Annotated in this window: 14 protein-coding genes; 6 read left to right on the top strand and 8 right to left on the bottom strand. The window is 54.3% G+C overall.

Features of this window, described 5'->3' with window-relative positions:
* Positions 1-37 precede the first annotated feature (37 nt).
* Positions 38-1195 (top strand): exonuclease SbcCD subunit D, encoded by a 1158-nt coding sequence (locus NOG13_RS01215; RefSeq protein ID WP_283110501.1) that lies wholly within the window; start codon positions 38-40, stop codon positions 1193-1195.
* Positions 1192-4335, top strand: a complete 3144-nt coding sequence (locus NOG13_RS01210; protein WP_283110500.1) for an SbcC/MukB-like Walker B domain-containing protein — start codon at positions 1192-1194, stop codon at positions 4333-4335. The genes NOG13_RS01215 and NOG13_RS01210 overlap by 4 nt, the downstream gene beginning before the upstream one ends.
* 135 nt (positions 4336-4470) lie before the next feature.
* Here NOG13_RS01210 and NOG13_RS01205 read toward each other — a convergent pair whose 3' ends face one another.
* The 3 genes from NOG13_RS01205 to NOG13_RS01195 form a co-directional block, all read right to left on the bottom strand.
* Positions 4471-5148 carry a Crp/Fnr family transcriptional regulator gene (locus NOG13_RS01205; RefSeq protein WP_283110499.1) on the bottom strand — a complete coding sequence of 226 codons (678 nt, stop codon included), beginning with the start codon at positions 5146-5148 and terminating at the stop codon, positions 4471-4473.
* 30 nt (positions 5149-5178) lie between these two features.
* A complete protein-coding gene (mltG, locus tag NOG13_RS01200; protein ID WP_283110498.1) occupies positions 5179-6219 on the bottom strand; it encodes an endolytic transglycosylase MltG in 1041 nt (346 codons plus the stop codon).
* Between the two features lie 71 nt (positions 6220-6290).
* On the bottom strand, positions 6291-7517 hold the full coding sequence (locus NOG13_RS01195) for a class I SAM-dependent rRNA methyltransferase (protein WP_283110497.1): 1227 nt from the start codon (positions 7515-7517) through the stop codon (positions 6291-6293).
* A gap of 164 nt (positions 7518-7681) precedes the next feature.
* Between NOG13_RS01195 and NOG13_RS01190 the strand changes: the two genes are divergently transcribed.
* The 4 genes from NOG13_RS01190 (at position 7682) to NOG13_RS01175 (ending at position 10569) form a co-directional block, all read left to right on the top strand.
* Positions 7682-8389, top strand: coding sequence for a hypothetical protein (locus tag NOG13_RS01190; protein ID WP_283110496.1), 708 nt, complete (start codon positions 7682-7684; stop codon positions 8387-8389).
* 317 nt (positions 8390-8706) lie between these two features.
* Positions 8707-8922 carry an RNA polymerase sigma factor gene (locus NOG13_RS09475; protein WP_283110495.1) on the top strand — a complete coding sequence of 72 codons (216 nt, stop codon included), beginning with the start codon at positions 8707-8709 and terminating at the stop codon, positions 8920-8922.
* The gene (locus NOG13_RS01180; RefSeq protein WP_283110494.1) at positions 8903-9691 is read left to right on the top strand and encodes a hypothetical protein; all 789 of its coding nucleotides are present in this window, start codon (positions 8903-8905) and stop codon (positions 9689-9691) included. Before NOG13_RS09475 ends, NOG13_RS01180 begins: the two co-directional genes overlap by 20 nt.
* Complete coding sequence (locus NOG13_RS01175) at positions 9682-10569, top strand: ABC transporter ATP-binding protein (protein ID WP_283110493.1); 888 nt, start codon at positions 9682-9684, stop codon at positions 10567-10569. The genes NOG13_RS01180 and NOG13_RS01175 overlap by 10 nt, the downstream gene beginning before the upstream one ends.
* A 300-nt stretch (positions 10570-10869) precedes the next feature.
* Here the strand turns inward: NOG13_RS01175 and NOG13_RS01170 are convergent, their stop codons facing one another.
* The 5 genes from NOG13_RS01170 to NOG13_RS01150 form a co-directional block, all read right to left on the bottom strand.
* Complete coding sequence (locus NOG13_RS01170; RefSeq protein WP_283110492.1) at positions 10870-11361, bottom strand: GNAT family N-acetyltransferase; 492 nt, start codon at positions 11359-11361, stop codon at positions 10870-10872.
* A 57-nt stretch (positions 11362-11418) separates the two neighbouring features.
* Positions 11419-12606, bottom strand: coding sequence for an alanine racemase (gene alr / locus NOG13_RS01165; RefSeq protein ID WP_283110491.1), 1188 nt, complete (start codon positions 12604-12606; stop codon positions 11419-11421).
* 16 nt (positions 12607-12622) lie between these two features.
* On the bottom strand, positions 12623-16387 hold the full coding sequence (locus NOG13_RS01160) for a phosphoribosylformylglycinamidine synthase (RefSeq protein ID WP_283110490.1): 3765 nt from the start codon (positions 16385-16387) through the stop codon (positions 12623-12625).
* A 141-nt stretch (positions 16388-16528) separates the two neighbouring features.
* Positions 16529-17908 carry a penicillin-binding transpeptidase domain-containing protein gene (locus tag NOG13_RS01155; RefSeq protein WP_283110489.1) on the bottom strand — a complete coding sequence of 460 codons (1380 nt, stop codon included), beginning with the start codon at positions 17906-17908 and terminating at the stop codon, positions 16529-16531.
* Positions 17905-19584, bottom strand: a complete 1680-nt coding sequence (locus NOG13_RS01150) for an FtsW/RodA/SpoVE family cell cycle protein (protein ID WP_283110488.1) — start codon at positions 19582-19584, stop codon at positions 17905-17907. The genes NOG13_RS01155 and NOG13_RS01150 overlap by 4 nt, the downstream gene beginning before the upstream one ends.
* Positions 19585-19808 lie beyond the last annotated feature (224 nt).

Raw genomic sequence — 19808 nt, 5'->3', positions numbered from 1 at the left:
GATGAAACGAGAAATTCTTCGGGAAGGACGTTGAAGAATGAAATTCATGCATCTTTCCGATCTTCACATCGGCAAGCGCGTCAACGAGTTCAGCATGCTGGAAGATCAGGAATATATTTTGAGAGAGATTCTCGACATTGCGGCGGAGCAGAAGCCGGACGCCGTCCTTCTAGCCGGGGATCTGTATGACCGCTGCGTTCCGCCGGGGGAAGCGGTGGAGCTTCTCGATGAATTTCTGACCCGGCTTGCCGAGCGGAGCCTGCCGGTGTTTGCCGTCAGCGGCAACCACGATTCCCCCGAGCGGCTTGATTTCGGTACGCGCATTATGCAGAAGCACGGCGTTACCATTGCGGGCAGCTTCCGCGGCAGGCCGCAGAAGTCTGTGCTTTTGGACGCTTACGGCCCTGTGAACATCTGGCTTCTTCCGTTTTTGAAGCCGGCAATCGTTTCGCCGTTCTTCCCCGAAGAGCAGATAAGCTCCTACGAAGAGGCAGTTCGCCACGCCATTGCTGCCGCGGGAATTGACCCGAGCGAGCGCAACGTGCTTGTGGCGCACCAGTTCATCACGGCATTCGGCTCACAGCCGGAGACCTGCGAATCGGAAACACTTTCCGTCGGCGGTGCCGACCAAGTCGACGCCTCGGTATTCGATTCGTTCGATTATGTTGCGCTCGGTCACCTACACGGCCCGCAGCGCATTGGGCGACCCGAAGTCCGCTATGCGGGTTCGCCGCTGAAATATTCGTTCTCCGAGATGCGGCAGAAGAAATCTGTCACCTTCGTCGAACTGAAGGAAAAAGGCTGTGTTGAGATTTCTACCGTTCCGCTTGTTCCTCTGCGGGAGATGCGTGAAATCCGCGGGCCGATTGCGGAACTGACGAAAGAGGAAAACATTCTGCCCGGCCGAAAGAATGATTACATACGGGCCGTGCTGACAGACGACCATGCCGTTGCCGAAGCGGCGGAGCGTCTGCGCGCTGTCTACCCGAACCTGATGTGCATTTCGTTTGAAGGACCCAGAAGCGGGCAGGTCGGCCCTTCCCGCACGGCGGCCTCCGGAAATGTTACAATCCGTACCCCGCAGGATTTGTTTGCGGAGTTTTACCAAAACCAGAACGGCCGTGAACTGCCGGAAAACGAACGTCCGGTTCTTGACAAAGCCGTGGAAGCGGCGCGCGGGGAGGTGGAAGCATGAAACCGGTACTTCTTGTGATGAACGCCTTCGGCCCCTACGCCGGGCGTGTGGAGGTTCCGTTTGAAAAGTTCGGCACAGAGGGATTGTTCCTCATCTGTGGCAGTACGGGCGCAGGCAAAACAACCATCTTTGACGCCGTAACCTTTGCACTCTACGGCGAAGCAAGCGGGCCGATCCGCACGCCGGAATCCCTGCGGAGCAACTTTGCCGCCCCCACGGAAAAGACTTATGTGGAGCTGACTTTCCTGCACAAGGGTGCGCTTTACAAGGTCCGCCGCAACCCGAGGTACCAGCGGCCGAAGCGAGGCGGAGGCCTCACGACGGAAAACGCCGACGCAGAGCTGACATTCCCTGACGGCAGGGTTGTTACCGGCGTAACCGCCGTGACGAAAGAAATCGAAACACTGATGGGCATTGACTGTTCGCAGTTCCGCCAGACTTCGATGATTGCCCAGGGAGAATTTCTCGAACTTCTGCTCGCAAAGAGTGACGACCGAGCCAAGATATTCCGCCGCGTGTTTGACACCGGCCTTTACCGTCGCATACAAGACAACCTCAAAGCGGAAGCCGCGAGCGTTGCCGCACAGATGCAGGAAAACGCCCGTTCTATTTTTCAGGACGCCGCGTCGATTGTCCCCGACGGAACAAATTTGACGCAGGACGACCTTGCTGCGTTTCATGATGCCGAAAACGTAAACCTTGCGGGCGAACTTCTGAAAAAGCTGGATTTGTCGGTCGCCGCCGACGAAAAGCTTGCCGCTGATGCGCTCAAACGCAAAAAGACTGCAAACGAGAACGCCGCAAAGCTCACCGCAATGCTTGCGGAAGCCAATCAGCGTGCACGCCTGTTTTCCGATTTGGCGCAGGCGCGCGCCCGCCTTGCTGAACTGGAAAAGCAGAAGGCGCAGGCGGAGAATGACGAAAAACGCCTCAAGCGCGCGGAGAGTGCGGGAAATCTTGTCCTTCCCGCACAGCAGGCGTTTCTGCGTGAGCAGGAGGGTACCCATCGTGCGCTCCGTACGATTCAAGAGGCGGAGGAGAAAGCCGCGGCGCTCGGTAAAGAGCAGGCTGCGCTGCGGGAAGCGCTGAAAGCCGAGCAAGACAAAGAGTCTAAGCGCAAAGAGCTGGAGGCAGGTATTGCTGCGCTGAACGCCGCCCTTCCGCAGTATGAAAAAGCACAGGAAGCCGAGCGGCAAATCGCTAGTTTGCAGGCGGAGTTTGCAAAGGTAGACGCGCAATGCCGCAGCTTTGTTGAACGGAATACCACGCTGAAAACGTCTTTGGAGCGCCTCACACAGGAGCTTGAATCCCTTCGGAACGCAGAAACGGAGCTTGCCTCTTGCCGTGCGGAGGAAAAAGCCGCCGCGCAAAAGGTGGAAGCAATTGAAGCAATTGCAAAGAGGGCCAAAGAGATTCTCGCCGACCATGCGGAATGGAAAAAGCTGAAGGAAGAATACGACAAAGCCGAATCGCAGTTTTTAGAGGCGAGCCGCGCCGCCGAAGAAGCCGACGCCGTGCTTCTTCGCGAGCAGGCCGGGCTGATGGCTGCAAAGCTCACCGACGGTATGCCCTGCCCCGTGTGCGGCTCCACCGTGCACCCTCACCCCGCTTCCTTGACGAAGGGTGCACCCGACGAGGCGGAAGTGCGCCGACTGAAAGCCGAAAGCGAACGCCTCCGCGAAGCGCTGAAACAGGTGGGCCTGCGCGTTCAAGAGGTAAAGGCGAAATATGAAGCGGATTCTGCAAACCTCCGCGCCGCGGCGGAAGCAGCACTCGGCAATCTGGACGGTTGCGACACTATCCAGAAGCTGAAACTGCTCGCGGAGCAATCGGGAAGGATGGCACACGAGAATTGCGCCAAACTCGAAAAGCGCCGTTTGGAGCTGGAAGCGCAGTGCCGCCGCAAAGAAACCTTTGAAACGCAGAAAAAAGCCAACGAGGCGGCTTTGGAACAAACCACAGCCGCGTTACAGGAAGCGGAAGCACGGCGAAACGAGCTCAGCGCAAAAGTGCGGGCGAAGCAGTCGGAAGAAGCGACCCTACGCAGTACGCTTGAGTTTGCCTCTGCGGATAAAGCTCAGAATGTGCTTGCGCAGCGGAAGGCGGAACTGCTTTCTCTGCAGGATGCCCTGCGGAAAGCCGAAGAAGCCTGTCAGAATTGCGAAAAGGAAATTGCCGCGCAGATTGCCGTTTCGGAGAGAAGCAAAGCGGAGCTGGCAGAGCAGACCGCGCGCGAAGCGAAAGCGCGGGAAACCTACCTCCGCAGCCTTGAAAAAGCCGGTTTCGCTTCGGAAAATGATTTTACCTCCGCTTTACTGCCGAAGGAACAGACGGACCTTCTCCGCAGGCAGCTCGATTCTTACCGCGAGGACTGTCTGCGCGTGCGCCAGACGGTGAGCCAGCTGGAGAAACAGACCGAAGGGCTTAAGCCGGAGGACACCACGGCTTTGAGCGAAGCATTGGAACGGATGAAAGAAACGGAAGCCGCGGCAGACGAAGCTTTACACGACATTTCGCTGAGGCTTGCCGGAAACAAGCGCTGCGCCGAACGGATGAAAGAAGCCCTTGCCGCGCGGGAAAAACTGACGCAGACCTACGAGATTGTCCTCGACCTCGACCGCACCGCGAACGGAATGATTCCCGGGCAGAACAAGCTCAATTTTGAGCAGTTTGTTCAGGCGTCCTACTTTGACCGAATCTTGGAACAGGCCAACCTTCGCCTTTCCGAGATGACGAACGGGCGCTACGAGCTGCGCCGCCGGGAAGAAACCGCAGACCTGCGTACCCGCTCCGGTCTCGACATTGAAGTGATGGATTACTACAACGGCGTCCTGCGGGACGTAAAGTCGCTTTCGGGCGGCGAATCGTTCAAAGCCTCGCTCGCGCTTGCGCTCGGCCTCTCCGACGTGGTGCAGGCCAATTCGGGCGGCGTGTGCATCGAAACCATGTTCATAGACGAGGGCTTCGGCACGCTAGACGACGAATCGCGCAGGCAGGCGATTTCGACCCTCGCAAAGCTCGCGGGCGGCGGCAGGCTTGTGGGAATCATCTCGCACGTTGCCGAACTGAAAGAACAGATAGACCGCCGCATCATCGTGGACCGCGGCATGACCGGCAGCACGCTGCGAATCGTTACATAACAACAAAAGACAACAAAAAGAAGCCCCAGAATTTTCTGGGGCTTTTTCTTATGTATCTGATGTTTCATGGACAGCTCCACAATTCTTTCAACGATTGACGCTCCAAAGAAATGTCCGATATATCGAATATGTATCCTATTTGGAAGAAGCAATCGCCTCGAGCTTTTTGCGGTCTACAAGCGTGATTTCGCCGCGCGACAGCTTTACGGTCCCCTCTGTCTGGAAATATTTCAGCATACGCGAAACAACCTCACGCGCCGTGCCGAGGTCACGCGCGATTTCTTCATGGGTCGTTTTCAGCGTTCCGCCTTCTTCCGCAAAGTGCTTTAATAAATACTCCGCGAGCCGTTTATCGAGGCTGATGAAAAGAATCTGTTCCAGCAGCCACATTACGTCGGAAAATCTTGAAGATAAAATACTATTTGTATAATTTGCGGCTTCGGCGGATTCCTGGTTCAGCTGGCGGAAAACTGGGGTCGGAATCAAAATCGTGTCGGTTTTTTCGGCCGCCTGCATCGAGATGCTGAAGCGGATATCCTTCATCATGCAGGAGGCGGAAAAAATGCACACGTCCCGTTCGAATAGGCGGAACAGCGTGATTTCGCGCCCTGTTTCCGAAACGCTGTACGCGCGCACTTGGCCGCTTCTCAGCACATAAAGCCCGGCGCAGTCCATCTCGCCGCGGTGAAGCATTTCGCCGGGGAGAAAGGTGCGCTCCACGGCGCCATCCAGCACTGCTTTTTGCTGGCTGGGCGTCAGCTTCCCCCAGAACGGGAGTGTCTCCCGAAGGAAATCCTGTGCGCTTTGGCTCAAAGGCAATTCGATCCCTCCCCTTCTCGCAGGCTACTCATAAACTTTCATGCCGAGTTCTTTGAGTTTTGCCTTGTGTTCATCCAGTGTTTTCTGGTAATAGTACTTGCCGTCTTTCGTGATGAAGTAAAGATAGTCGGTTTTTGTTGGATTCGCAGCGGCGTTCAGCGCATTTGCGCCCGGGTTGCAGATTGGCCCCGCGGGCAGGGCTTTGCAGCGGTATGTATTATAATAGTATTTAAATTCATCGGCGAACGGTCCATTGGGCGGCAGCAGGCAGTAAGTGCAGTAGGTGATGGTGGCGTCGGCCTGAAGTTGAATTCCCTTTTTCAGCCGGTTGTGGAAGATGGCCGAAACCATTTTCATATCCGAAACGGTGTCCGCTTCCTTCTCAATGATGGAGGCAAGCGTAACAATCTGGTCGATCGTCATGCCGGAGTAACGGTATTTTCCGTTAATTTTCCTCTCTGCGTTGGCAAGGAATTTCTGAATCACAAGTTTTGGATTCATATCCTTGTAAAACTCATAAGTATCGGGGTAGAGGTACCCTTCGAGCTTATAGGCGCGATGCGAGCTTTTGGGCATTGCGGCCACAAGCGGGTAGGAGGAAAAGCTCTGCGTCTGCGCGGCTTTAATAAAATCCGCTTCCTTGCAGATGCCTTTTGCCTCCAGCTTGGAAGCAATACGCGCCAGCGTATATCCTTCGGGTATGGTGACGGTCACAGTCTCGGCTTTCTCGGGTTCGTTGGGAACATCCTCCTGAGGTGTCGCTTTGGCGGTGCCGGGTGAAGGATTTTTTGCCTGCGCTTCGCCAGCCTTTGCGCCGGAAGTTTGCGTATCGGACTTCACTGTTTCGGAAAGTTCCTCGTTGGAAGGAATCTCCGGAGATTCTGCGCCGGAAGAAATCGCTGAAGACGAATCCACAACGGGAGACGCCGGGATTGCAGAAGCGGAAGGCAACGGATTGGAAGAGTCGGACGATAGGGCGGAACTTGCTGCGGTTTTGTCTTTCGAGCACCCGGCCATAAACACAAGGCACAGTGTTATGGCAAGTGCCGCTGTGGTTTTTTTCAAAACGATACTCCTTTTCAACGTCATCCTACATCTGATTATACTTCTGTAAAAGCGAAAATACAACCAAACGGTCAAACGACCTGAAAAATATAGAATTTCAGGTAATTTGTTTCCGGCACGTTCCACAGAATCGGGTGGTCCGGCGCCTGCTGGCGCGCCTCCACCTGGCGGAGCGCCACCTGCGCGTCCGCCGCCGCGGAATGAAGCATTTTTCGGAACAGCTCATCCGTCATAAAGTGCGAGCAGGAGCAGGTTATGAGGTATCCGCCGCGGGGCAGGAGCTTCATGGCGCGGTAGTTAATCTCTTTGTATCCGCGTTCGGCGCTGTTCACCGTTTTGCGCGATTTCGTAAACGCCGGCGGGTCAAGAATGACAACGTCATACTGCCCGCGCGCGTTTTCTACGAGCTGCGGCAGAAGGTCAAATACATTGGCGGTTTCAAAGTCCACGCGGTCCTCAAGGCCGTTGAGCCTTGCATTCTCCTCCGCCGCGTGGATGGCATCAGCGGAAATGTCCACGGCATGGACGTGCTCGGCACCGCCGAGCGCAGCGTTCAGCGCAAAGGAGCCCGTGTCGGTAAAACAGTCAAGCACGCGCTTGCCGCGGCAAATCTTCGCGGCGGCGCGGCGGTTGTATTTCTGGTCTAGGAAAAACCCAGTTTTCTGGCCGTTTTCATAGTCTACTATATAGCGCACGCCGTTCTCGGTAATTTCCGTTTTCGTTGTCTGCGGAAGCGGTACGCCGGCAAGCGGGAAAAAGCCCTTGTTCTGCTCGAGTCCCTCCAGCGCACGGATGGCAACATCGTTGCGCTCATAGATGCCGTCGATTTTCCTCCCGTCCTCCGTCAGGATGCGGGCAAGAAGCGGAAACAGCACCGGCTTCATTTTCTCCATGCCGAGCGAGAGCGTCTGCGTTACAAGAATATTCTCGAAAAGGTCCACCGTGAGGCCCGGGAACGAATCGGCTTCCCCGAAAATCACGCGGCAGCAGGAAATATCCTCGCCCATGACGGTTTTTCGGTACTCCCAAGCATAGCGCAGCCTGCGCTCCCAGAATGCCTCGTCGAAAGTATCGTTCGCGTTGCGTGAAATGAGCCTTACGCGGATTTTGGAGTGCTCACTGATAAACCCCGTTCCGAGGTAACTGCCCTTTTGGTTGATTACGTCAACAAGGGCGCCGTTTTCATACGGCTCCGCCGCGGTGATTTCTGTATAATAAATCCACGGATGCCCGGCAAGGATGCTGTGTTCCGCTTTGGGCGTCACGGTAATTTTTGGGAAAATACGTGTTTGTTTCATACAAAATCTCCTAATATAAAAAAACGATGCGTCCTCATTATACCTGACAGCTGTACTCTATGCAATGATCTACCCGTTGGCAATTTTACTATAATTCTACCACTTGTCATTTTGACCGTTATGCGATATAGTATGTAATATCCTTCCCGAAAGGAGGAAGCTAATTGAGAAAGCTACTTTCCGCCGCGATTATTGTTGTATTTTGTACTGCGGCAGGTATTTTTGCATATCGATACGCACACCCAAACGTCATTCAAAGAAGCACTGCTGCTGCTGTTTCTCAGCCGGCGGCTTCTGCAGATATTACTTCCTCTGCTGAGCCATCGGAAAGCACAGAGGTGGAAACCGAAACTGCAAGTTCTGACGATGCCGAAATACTCTATTCCGGGGTTATGAGCGAGGGAATCAGCAAAGAGCAGAGCGATGTCGACCGCATTAAGGCAGCCGTTGATCTAGACTGGAACCGATATGCCCTGAAGGCTTCGCCGGCCAAAGTATTGCAAGGCAAGACGTACAGCACTTTCGATATTTGGGACGAGGATTATATCGTCGGCCCCAGAATCCTAGTAGACCAGGGGACCAAAGACATTTACACTTGGGCGCCGAACGACACTTCGCCGGTTCCGATTGCCAAGGACAAAGCTTTTGATAAGACGCCTCATTCCATCATCGGCACCGTGAAAGACGGGGCCATGATGAGCGTTACGCTGACAACCTCGAACGGAGACATTACCGTGCGCCGTCTCGGCATCGACACCACAAAGCTGTCCAGTTTGAAGATCGGCGACAGAATCAAGGTCACTTACACCGGCATAATCAACGGAACCGACACTACGCGGGCCTTCATTATAAAGCTCGAAAATGTATCCTGAAAAATCAGTAAAAGCTGGCACTGCAAATTTTTGCGGTGCCAGTTTTTCTTTTGCCCGGAATGTACCCCTTTTCTTGAACTTGACATTATTGGCATAGTGCCGTATCTTTGTGTTAAGCGTACTTGAAAAATATTCCAAAAGCCTCGGTCACTGCAGAACTGTCTGCGGTGACTTTCTCTTTTCATTTAAATTGACTTAGAGGAACAAAGAAAATAAGCAGAATAAAACCTTTTTGCTGTTTCGCTCGTTGTATTGATTAGAGGAGGTGAAAAAGTGCCCACGGATGAAGAATTAATCGCCGAGTTTTTGAACGTTCCTTGGAATATCGCGAGGTGCGCGACGCCATATTGAATTTGCCGGAAGAACAGCGTGAAGCGATTCTCCTCTTTTACTACAACGGGTACAAAATACGCGAGATATCGGAAATCACCGATACGTGCGAAGCTACGGTGAAATCTCGAATCCATCAGGCTGTGGGGAAATTGAAGAAATCACTTTTCGGAGGTGAATGCTATGAGGAAATACGAAAATAATCCATTTTTTGATGATGATCTCGACTACATACTTCAGCAGTATCATGTTCTCTATCCCGATGAAAGTGAAATAAACCGAACAATAGAGGCTTTAAGGCCGTATGTACCCTCAAAAAAGCGTGCAGCTCATTTTGCCAATCTAAAAAACCTATTGTATCGCACGGCAGTATGCATGAATTTTACCAGCGTTTCCTTTTGGGTTATTTCCGCTGTGATTTATGCAATTGGATTGATCCTCACGGTAAACACACCGATAGAAGCCTATAAAACCGTTTTCATTCTTGCCCCGCTGCCGTTTGTTTTCAGCCTGCTGGAGGTTTTCCGCGGGCGTGAGGAAGGTGTTTTGGAACTGGAGCTTTCCTGCCGGATTTCCCCGCAGGAAATCGTGGTTTCCCGAATTTGGGTCGCAGGAGCCTACAATACCATCTTGAACATCGGGTTGTCTTTGGCTATTTTGTCCCTAAGGCCAGCCGTGATATTCGGAAAAATCACGTTTTTTTGGCTGCTGCCAATGCTTTTAACCGGCGGTGCCGCGCTCTGGCTTTGCTCCAGAATCAAAAGCATTTACGCTGTGCCGGCAACGCTGTCTTTTTGGTTTGTATGCGCCGCTGTTGTTTCGCTGGAGAAGCAGACATTTGAAAAACTTCTGTTCATGAAAGCATGGGTTTGGGTTATGCTTTTGCTCCTTGGAATTGCTCTGTTTGTCAGAGAAATAGTCATTCTGAAAAAACAGTATGGAATTGAGCGGGAGGCTATAGTATGGAATTGACATTAGAGAGACTATCAAAACGCTATCAGGACAAATGGGCCGTGCGAGATTTTTCGATTGACATTCGGCCGGGGGTCTATGGCCTCCTTGGGCCGAACGGTTCCGGAAAATCCACCTTGATGCGGATGTTGGTAGACGTGCTGCAACCTACGGAAGGCCGGATTTTGTTCGACGGGCACGACATAAGCACCATGGGAGAGGAATACCGGGACAAGCTCGGTTATCTTCCGCAGAATTTCGGCGTCTATAAAAACTTTACGGCGCACCGGTTTCTCCTATATATTGCGGCGCTCAAAGGCCTTGACCGGAAAACGGCGGAACGCAAAATTGATGAGCTTCTTGAATTCGTCAATCTGAAAGAAATGAAAAACAATAAAATAAAAACATTTTCCGGAGGAATGAAGCAGCGCCTCGGCATTGCCCAGTCTTTGCTGAATGACCCGCATATTCTGGTTCTTGACGAACCGACTGCTGGGCTTGACCCAAACGAGCGCATCCGCTTCCGCAATCTGATTTCCGAGATTTCGTCCGACCGAATCGTTCTGCTTTCCACGCACATTGTTTCCGATATCGAGTATATCGCAAAAGAAGTAATTGTAATGAAGAAGGGTACGCTGCTTGATGCAGCCCCACCCGATGCGTTAGTAAAAGAGATTGAAGGGAAAGTATGGTGCGCGCGCATACAGGAATCCGACCTTTTGGAAATGAAGCAGCATTATACTATTAGCAACATTATGCGGCAAAGTGACGGCCTTGAGGTTCGCATCGTTTCCGATGAGATGCCCGTTAGCGGAGCGGTACCGGTAAACCCCGGACTGGAGGATTATTACTTATACCATTTTGGTGAGGAGGCAAATCTCACCTTTTGCATGGATTAAGGATTTTAACTACAGCACATTGATTCGTGTTTGCGACTTGTTCACGGAGTATAAGAGCTACAACATCTTCGGGTATCCGGTACTGTATTTGCCTGTGGAAATTTTTGTTTTTGCTATAATATCTGTCATTGTTTTATTGCTTACCATTCGCGTTTTCAGAAGACATCAAATTACAAATGCATGATTTCCGCGCCGAATCTTACTTTGGCATAGCAATACCCCTGATGTAGTGCTTTGACCACTACATCAGGGGTGTTTTTTGCTTATTCGTTTGTGACTCGGTTGAGAATTCCGGTAATTTCATATCCTGTTTGCGGACATATCGAGGGCCATTTGGTAGTAGGGGAATTCCTGAAAGCCGAGGCTTTTGTAAAGCCGCCGGGCCGCGTTATTGAGTGGTTCCGTCTCCAAACGGAAGCGTACCGCCTTGTCCTTATATTCCCGGAACACACGGGTAATCAGGCTTTTGCCGATTCCCATGCCGCGGTACTCGGGGCGAACATAAATCTCCTCGAGCCAAACCGTCAGCCCGCCCGCTTCATTGGACCATGTGAGCGAAAGTAAGGCATATCCAGCGGCCATCCCGTTTTCTTCTGCCAAAAATGCATCGGCATAATGCCTGCCCATAAACAGCAGGTCAAAGGTTTTATCAAAATTGCTTTCCGGCACTGGATGCAGCACGGCGTCGGTATTATAAAACTCTTTCATCATGGCGGTCATCACCCGCTTGTCGCTGGGCTCCGGCCTGCGAATCAGCATGACTTCAAGTCCCTCCTGCAACAAAGTTGCCATAATCCCTTTTATTTTAAAACAACCGCGCGGAAGAAGTCAATTCGCACACGTATGGATTCAGGCGCGCTGAAGGTAATCGAGGCAGCCCACAACGTTGCCGCCTTTTTTGAACACGCGCGGCACACGCGTTGCAACACCGCAGACAATTTCATAATTAATCGTTCCGGTGCGCTCCGCAATTTCATCGGCTGTTACAGCCTGTTCTCCGTCGCGGCCCATCAGGGTCACAGTGTCGCCGGTCTGAACATCGGGGACATCCGTAACGTCGAGCATCAGCTGGTCCATGCAGACGCGACCGATGACGGGGGCACGCTTTCCGCGCACAAGCGCGCAGGCGTTCTCGCCGTACCGGCGCAGGTAGCCGTCTGCGTAGCCGATGGGCACCGTCGCCACAAGCGTTTCACGGCTGGAGGTAAACCTTCTGCCGTAGCTCACGCACGTTCCGGCAGGCACGGATTTCACCAACGCCACCGTGCTTTTCAGCGACATAACCGGCGTAAGCGGAACCTTGTTCTGAATCTTCCCTGAAGGCATCATTCCATAAAGAATAATGCCGGGGCGAACCATGTCAAGCTGCATTTCCGGGTAATCAAACACAGCCGCGGAGTTTGCGCAGTGGCGCAAAGAAAACCGCACGCCGCGCTCCGCCAAACGCTCAATGGCGCCGGTAAAGCAAGCAAACTGCCGCCTTGTGTAATCTGCGCCGGCTTCGCCCTCATCCGCCGAAGCGAAATGTGTGAAGATGCCCTCCGGATTCAGCCCCGGAAGACGGCATGCCCGCTCCATCTCATCAATTGCACCGACGTCACGGGCGGGGTTTTGGTAAAAGAAGCCGACGCGCGACATTCCGGTATCCACCTGAATATGCACGTTTACGGTAACGCCGGCTTTCACCGCTTCCTCAGAAAGTGCCGCCGCGAACTCAGGGCCGACGACCGCTTGGGAAATGCGGTTTTCCGCAAGCTCCTTTGCACGGTCGGGCTGTGTGTAGCCGAGAATCAAAATCGGCAGCTGTACTCCGACACGGCGCACCTGTTCCGCCTCGTCAAGATTTGAGACGGCAAGCCAGTCTGCACCGAGTTTTTCATAAAGAACGGCAATCTGTTCCGCTCCGTGGCCGTAGGCGTCCGCTTTAACCACACAGCATACCTTCGTCCCGGGGAGAAGGCATGAACGAATTGCACGATAATTGCTTTCCACAGCGTCCAGGTCGATTTCTGCCCAGGTGCGCCTGAGATAATTCATATACACTCCCGCTTTTTTACAGAAAATATTTTACTCCGGATTCAAAGATCTTTTGGTCTTTTGCTCCGGGCACGTTTTTACAGATATTGTTCCCACGGCGTTCCGAATGTCCCATCTTACCGAAGATGCGCCCATCCGGGCTTGTGATGCCCTCAATCGCCCAGACGGAACCGTTCGGATTCCAAGCAATGTCGCCGCTCGGCTCGCCTTCCGGCGTGCAGTACTGCGTGGCGATTTGGCCGTTTGCGGCAAGGAGATTCAGCGTCTTGTCATCCGCAACGAAGCGGCCTTCACCATGAGACACCGGCACCGCAAACACGTCGCCGGCCCCGACGCCCGCCAGCCACGGCGATTTGACCGAGGTGACGCGGGTATAGACCATGCGCGAAACATGGCGGCCCAGCGTGTTGAATGTCAGCGTCGGTGCATTTTCACTCAGCGGCATGATTGTTCCGTAAGGAAGAAGTCCGAGCTTGATGAGTGCTTGGAAGCCGTTGCAGATACCGAGAATCAAGCCGTCCCGTTCTTCGAGTAGTTTCGCAACCTGCTCGGCTACTTTGGGGCTGCGGAAGGTCGTGGCGATGAATTTGCCGGAGCCATCCGGCTCATCGCCGCCGGAAAATCCGCCCGGCAGCATGATAATTTGCGCTTTTGCAATTGCCTTTGCCATGCGCTCAATGGTTTCCTCAATATCCGCCGGGGAAAGGTTCTTCACCACAAGGACATCCGTCTCGGCGCCGGCGCGTTCAAACGCGCGCGCTGAGTCGTCCTCGCAGTTTGTTCCGGGGAAGGCCGGAATAAACACCCGCGGCTTTGCGGTTTTAATGGAAGGGGCTTTGGAGCTGCGCTGGGTATAGAGCGGAACATCTTCCACCGGAATGCTTTCCGCCTTGGTTGGGAAAATCTTCTCCAGCGTTCCGTCCCAAGCGGCAATCAGCTCGTCAAGCGGCAGAGTCTCTCTGCCAAGCTCAATCTGCGGCTCCGCAATCGTTTCGCCGAGGGAAATATAAGCCAGTCCTCCGTCCACGGCGCTGTCGTCCAAAGCGGCGATGATTGCGCCGGAAGCGGGGGCAAAAAGGAAATCTTCATTCAAAACCGCCGGGTTGAACCGGAATCCGATGCGGTTGCCGAACGTCATGCGCGCCACGGCAGCCGCAACGCCGCCTTCCCGCACGACGGAAGCCGCCGTAACGTGGCCGCTCTGCGTCATGTTGACGAAGCAGCGGTAATACTGCTCCAAAGCAGGCCAGTTCGGCATTTTTGTGGAGGAATCCTCCGGAATCGGGAAAAGAACCACCCTGCGCCCCGGTGCGCGGAACGCAGCCGAAATCGTACGGCTCGCCTTTGTCATGGCGACGGCAAAGCTCACGAGCGTCGGCGGAACATCGAGGTTTTCAAATGTGCCGCTCATGCTGTCTTTTCCGCCGATTGACGGAACACCGAGGCCGAGCTGTGCCGAAAGCGCACCCAGCAGGGCAGCGGCCGGCTTGCCCCAGCGTTTGGGGTCGTCTGTCATGCGCTCAAAGTACTCTTGGAAAGTCAGACGGCTCGTCAGCGGGTCCGCACCGACGGCGGCGAGCTTTGAAAGGCTTTCCACAACTGCGTAGGCAGCACCGTGGAACGGCGAAAAACGCGAAATTCCGGGAATAAAGCCGTAGCTCATGGCAGTTGCATCGTCTGTTTCTCCCGTGCCGACCGGCAGTTTAGCAACCATCGCCTCTTCCGGCGTGAGCTGGTATTTTCCCGCAAACGGCATCAGAACGGTTGCAGCACCGATGGTCGAGTCAAAGCGTTCCGCAAGGCCGCGCTGACCGCAAACCTCGAGACGGGCGAGGTTTTTGCGGAACGCCTCGCCGAGCGGTAGGCCGCGCAGGCATTCCGGCGCGTGCTCGCGGTAATTTTTCTCCGGATCCACGGCGGAAATGACGGCTTCCGCGTGCTGCGTCACGCCGTTTGTGTTCAGAAACGCGCGTGTGATGTTTACAATGGTCTTTCCGCGCCATCTCATTTTCAGGCGGGGTTCCTCGGTGACAACGGCTACCACCGTCGCGTCGAGGTTTTCTTCCCGCGCCGCACGGATAAACTTTTCCACGTCGCCGGGCGCAAGCACAACGGCCATGCGCTCCTGCGATTCGGAGATGGCAAGCTCCGTGCCGTCAAGGCCTTCATATTTTTTCGGTACGGCGTCGAGGTTGATGTCCAGTCCGTCGGCCAGCTCGCCGATGGCGACGCTTACACCGCCCGCGCCGAAGTCGTTGCAGCGCTTGATGAGCCTTACCGCCTCCGGATTGCGGAACAGGCGCTGAATCTTGCGTTCCGTGGGCGGATTGCCCTTCTGCACTTCTGCGCCGCAGACTTCAATGGATTGTGTGGTGTGGGCCTTGGAGGAACCGGTCGCTCCGCCGCAGCCGTCGCGTCCCGTAGCGCCGCCCAGAAGGACGACCACGTCGCCAGGCTGAGGATCTTCACGCACCACGTTCTTCTTCGGCACCGCTCCGATGACTGCGCCGATTTCCATGCGCTTCGCCACATAGCCCGGGTCATAGATTTCCGTCACCTGGCCGGTCGCAAGGCCGATCTGGTTGCCGTAGGAGCTGTAACCCTGTGCCGCGCCGGTTGTAATCTTGCGGGTCGGCAGTTTGCCCTTGAGCGTCTTTTCCAGCGGCACGCGCGGGTCGCCGGAACCGGTGACGCGCATTGCCTGGTAAACGTAAGCCCTTCCGGAAAGGGGGTCGCGGATGGCACCGCCGAGGCAGGTAGCAGCGCCGCCGAACGGTTCGATTTCCGTCGGGTGGTTGTGGGTTTCGTTCTTAAACTGCACGAGCCATGTCTGCGTTTCACCGTCTACGGTAACCGGCACTTCCACAGAACAGGCGTTGATTTCCTTGCTTTCGTCCAAATCCGGTATTTTACCGCGCCGGCGGAGCAGCTTTGCGCCGATGGTCGCCATATCCATGAGCGACACCGGCCGCTCGGTGTTTTTGCCGTAGACTTCCTCGCGCGCGCTGTAATATGCCTTGAGGGCGTCCTCAATGGCGGCGCTCACAGCCGATTTCTCCACGGTGATTTTTTCGAGCTGCGTCAAAAAGGTGGTGTGGCGGCAGTGGTCGCTCCAGTAGGTGTCGATGACACGCAGTTCCGTCACGGTCGGCTCACGGTGCTCGGTGTCCCGGAAATAGTCGCGGCAGAATGCAAGGTCCTCAAGGCTCATGGCAAAGCCCATGGAGTCATGGTACTTTGCAAGTGCTTCCCCTTCAAGAGTCAGAAAACCCGAAACAGTTGGCACATCGGGCGGCACATCCGCCTGTGCGGTCAGCGTTTCGGGCTTTTCAAACGATGCAAGCCGGCTTTCCACCGGGTTGATTATGTAGTTTTCAATTTTTTCCAGCTTGCCTGCTTTCAGGTTGCCCTTTATCGCCACGAGCTTTGCGGTGCGCACTTGCGGGCGCTCTCCGCGCGTAAGAAGCTGCACGCACTGAGCGGCAGAATCCGCGCGCTGATCATACTGCCCGGGGAGGTATTCCATCACGAAGGCGGAATAACCCTCCGGCAGCGGGTATGTTTCCTCATAGACGTTGTCCACATTCGGCTCAGAAAAAATGGTGCCTTTGGCTGCTTCAAATTCACTGCGTGACAGCCCCGCGATGTCGTAACGGTTGACAATGCGGACATCTTCCACAGAACCAAGACCGAGATTTTCTACCAAATCCGTTCTGATTTGGCGCGCTTCCACGTTAAATCCAGGTTTCTTTTCCACAAATATCCGGATAACTTCAGACATGTGTTTCCCCCGTTCCGCCGTGTTAACAGCACTTCGTCTCATGAAATTGGCTTACAGTATTATTCATTTTACCACATTGATTCCATACCGAAAAGAGTGAAAGCAACCTAATTTTCACCCCTTCTGGGCATAGAAGTTGGCTTACTTGATTGATGCGGCCTTTTTCATCAGTGCAGAGGCGATGCGTCCTGCGGAGGCAACACTGGTCTGTGAAGAATCTTCTACAAGCACAACAAAAGCATAGGGGGTGCTGTTGTTCGTCGAATAGCCGACCATCCAGCAGTTCGGTTTTTTTCCGCCACCGACTTCGGCCGTGCCCGTCTTTGCGCAGACGTTCATACCGGGGAACAAATCGTCGCCGTAAGAATCGGTAACGTTGTAGCGCATATATTCGCGCAGACGCGCCGCTGTGGTAGGGCTAACCATTTCATTTCCGGTTTGAGCCGTGCCGACCTTCACCGGGATGCCGACCGGTGAGACAACGCTTTGCACCATGTAGGGCATAACGGGCGTACCTCCGTTCGCAATGGCACCCATAAGCACCAGCAAATGGAACGGGTTTGCAAGGTCGGTATACTGCCCGACGCCGGACCAGCCGAGTTCGTCCGCCGAAGCGCCGCTGACGTCGTAACTGCCTGCCGCTGTCGGAATTCCGTCCAGAGAGAATGAGCTGTTGAAGCCCATCTTGTTCGCTGCCGCCGTCATTTTAGAAGCGCCAAGCTCCACGGCAATCTGCGCAAACGCAACGTTGGAAGATTTCGCAAGCGCCTTCTTGAAATTCAGCGTCCCGTAGGAGCCCATATCGGTGATTTTGTTGCCGTTGATGATAACGCTGCCGTTGCAGGCCCATGTGCGGGAATCCAAATCCGGAAAATTCTCGATTGCGGCGGCGGACGTAACGAGCTTGAACACAGAGCCCGGCGTAAAGGTTGAGGAGAGTACTTTGTTGAGATAAGCGCCGCTGTAACTCTCGTTTGTGGCAATATCCTTCGGCGGGTTTTCAGGGTCAAAGTCCGGCGTGCTGACCATGCAAAGAAGCTCGCCTGTTTTGTAGTTGTAAAGTGCGGCGGCACCGTTTCTTCCGTTCAGCTTTTCACGGGCAAGGCGGCACAGGTCGCTGTCTATGGTAAGGTGGATGCTGCACCCGTTGGTTTTGCCGGTCGGGGAAACAAGGCCGGTGATGAAATTGTAGCCGGAAAGCTCCGAGCGATAGCAGTACTGCACGCCGGTAGAGATGTTTCCATCGGTGTCGCCCACAACATGGAGCAAGGCACGGCGGGTGCTTACATCGCTGCTGTAAACGCGCTTGCCACCTTTCGTCTGGGCAATGACGTTGCCATCGCGGTCATAGATGCTCCCTTCGCTCGAGGAGACCGAGTTCCCGGAGATGTGCCCATTGAACGGCTGAACCGCCCATTTGCCTCCTTCGGTTACAAGGCCGTAGAGAAAGACGCCCATCCCGAAGAAGAAACCCGCGGCCAGCAGAAAAAGGATCAAGGAGCGTGCTCCAGTTGTTTTCATCTTCTTCTCCTCCTTGCCGCATAAGTTCGTTCATCGCACGCCTTTATAAACGCAAGCATACCCCATGAGGCTACCATGCTCGAACCGCCGAGGCTGATGAACGGAAGCGTCACGCCGGTCAGAGGCAGAACGTCCGTTGCGCCGAATACATTCAGGCACGCTTGGAACAGCAGCAGCCCGCCGGCCGTACACGCCGCAATTGAATACAGCGCCGAGCGGCTACGTGTCGCTTCTCCGCGCGCGTAAAGCGCGAGAAACACAAGCACAAAAGTAACCGTGAGCGCCATCACAAGGCCCATCTCTTCACAGACCATGCCAAAGACAAGGTCGCTCGTTGAGGCAAAGACGTCTTTGAGGCACCCCCGCCCGAGGCCGACGCCGAACAGCCCGCCCGAGGCGGAATAGCTGAGCACGCGCGTCTGCTGAAAGCCCGCGTCGCCCGTGTGTTCCCAAACATGGCGCCAGACCTCAAATCGCTGCGCGACATACGGCTTGAATTTTAGAATCAGGAACACGCCGAATGCCGCGACGGAGCACGCAAGCGCAATGGTTCTTAGGCTCCCGGAGCGCATGAATGCAATAATCAGGAAGCCGACGAAGAAAATGCAGGCCGTGCCGAAATCGCGCATGAGGAAAAGCGAGCCCATGCAAACGCCAGAGAAGGCGATGAACCCCGTCAGGTTCTTGGTTGTCTGCAGCCTGTCCAAAGTAGAAGTACCCACAATGATAAACGCAACCTTGATAAACTCGGAGGGCTGCACCGTAACCGGGCCGATGGATATCCAGTTCCGAGCGCCGTTTCTGCTTTTCGCCAGCAGCAGGTTTGCCGCAAACAGCAAAATGGCAAGCGCAGCAATTTGCAAGCGCCACCGTGTTACGCGGTCCATGTCGCCGAGGAACCAGATGAGAAAGCGGAAAAAGACAAGGCCGAGCACAATCGCTGCAAGCTGCGTAATCGAGCTTTTCAGGTCGGCGGCAGACTGCAGCGCCAATCCCACACCGCAGAGGAGAAACGCCAAGGTTTCCAGTTCAAAGCTGATGTGCCCCATGATTTTAATGGAATAAAAATAGAAAATCAGTTCACATAGCATCAGAACAGCTAGCGGAATCATCGGCTTCAGCTGGAGTTTGCCGGCGGAAAACCCAACCTGAAGCATCAGCATAATCTGCGTCATCAGCACGGCTGTCATCAGTGAAAACGGAGAAGCCGCCGGACGTCTGGGCGCAGGCGGGGCCACGCCCACATCGTCGGCTCGCTTGAACATCACCACTGTGGAGCCCATAGCAAAAACATCGCCCGGAAAAACCGGCGTGCGTTCTTTAATCCGTTTTCCGCCCACATAAGTGCCGGATTTTGAATTGGTGTCGACAAGAAACCAACCGCTTTCTCGGCGCATGAGGACAGCGTGGGCGCGGCTTACCGTTTGGTCACGCAGCACAATGTCACAACTCCGGCTGCGCCCGATGGAGTTTTCCCAGTAAAAAACGGGGAAAAGTTGGTGCGTTGTCATATCCTCCAGAACCATAATGGGGGTTTTGCGCCGCTTGCCAAGGCGCATGGAGGTAAAGCACCGCACGGCCGTTAAGATGCAAAGAACCGCAACGGCAACGCGGAGCACATAAAGCAAAACCGAAACAGCGCCAGAAGAAAGCGCAGCGAGATTAATTGTAGGCAAAAGCGGCAATCCTCCTTTTCATAAGTACTCCCATTATAGCGGAAAAATCTCTCAAAGTAAAATCGCCCGTTCCGCGATGAGGCCTAGGTTTCTTGTGCTGCACCAATATACCGAGCTTGTCAAATTTTGTCCGCAGCCTGTCCAATTTTGTTTATACATGGTTATATTTGTAATTATTAGGCACATCATCCTATAATCTTCCCCCATAAATCCAATATTTTACA

The organism is Thermocaproicibacter melissae (genome assembly GCF_024498295.1).
GTDB lineage: Bacteria > Bacillota > Clostridia > Oscillospirales > Acutalibacteraceae > Thermocaproicibacter > Thermocaproicibacter melissae.
Note: the sequence above shows the minus strand (reverse complement) of the source record. Positions and strands in the feature narration are given on the sequence as shown.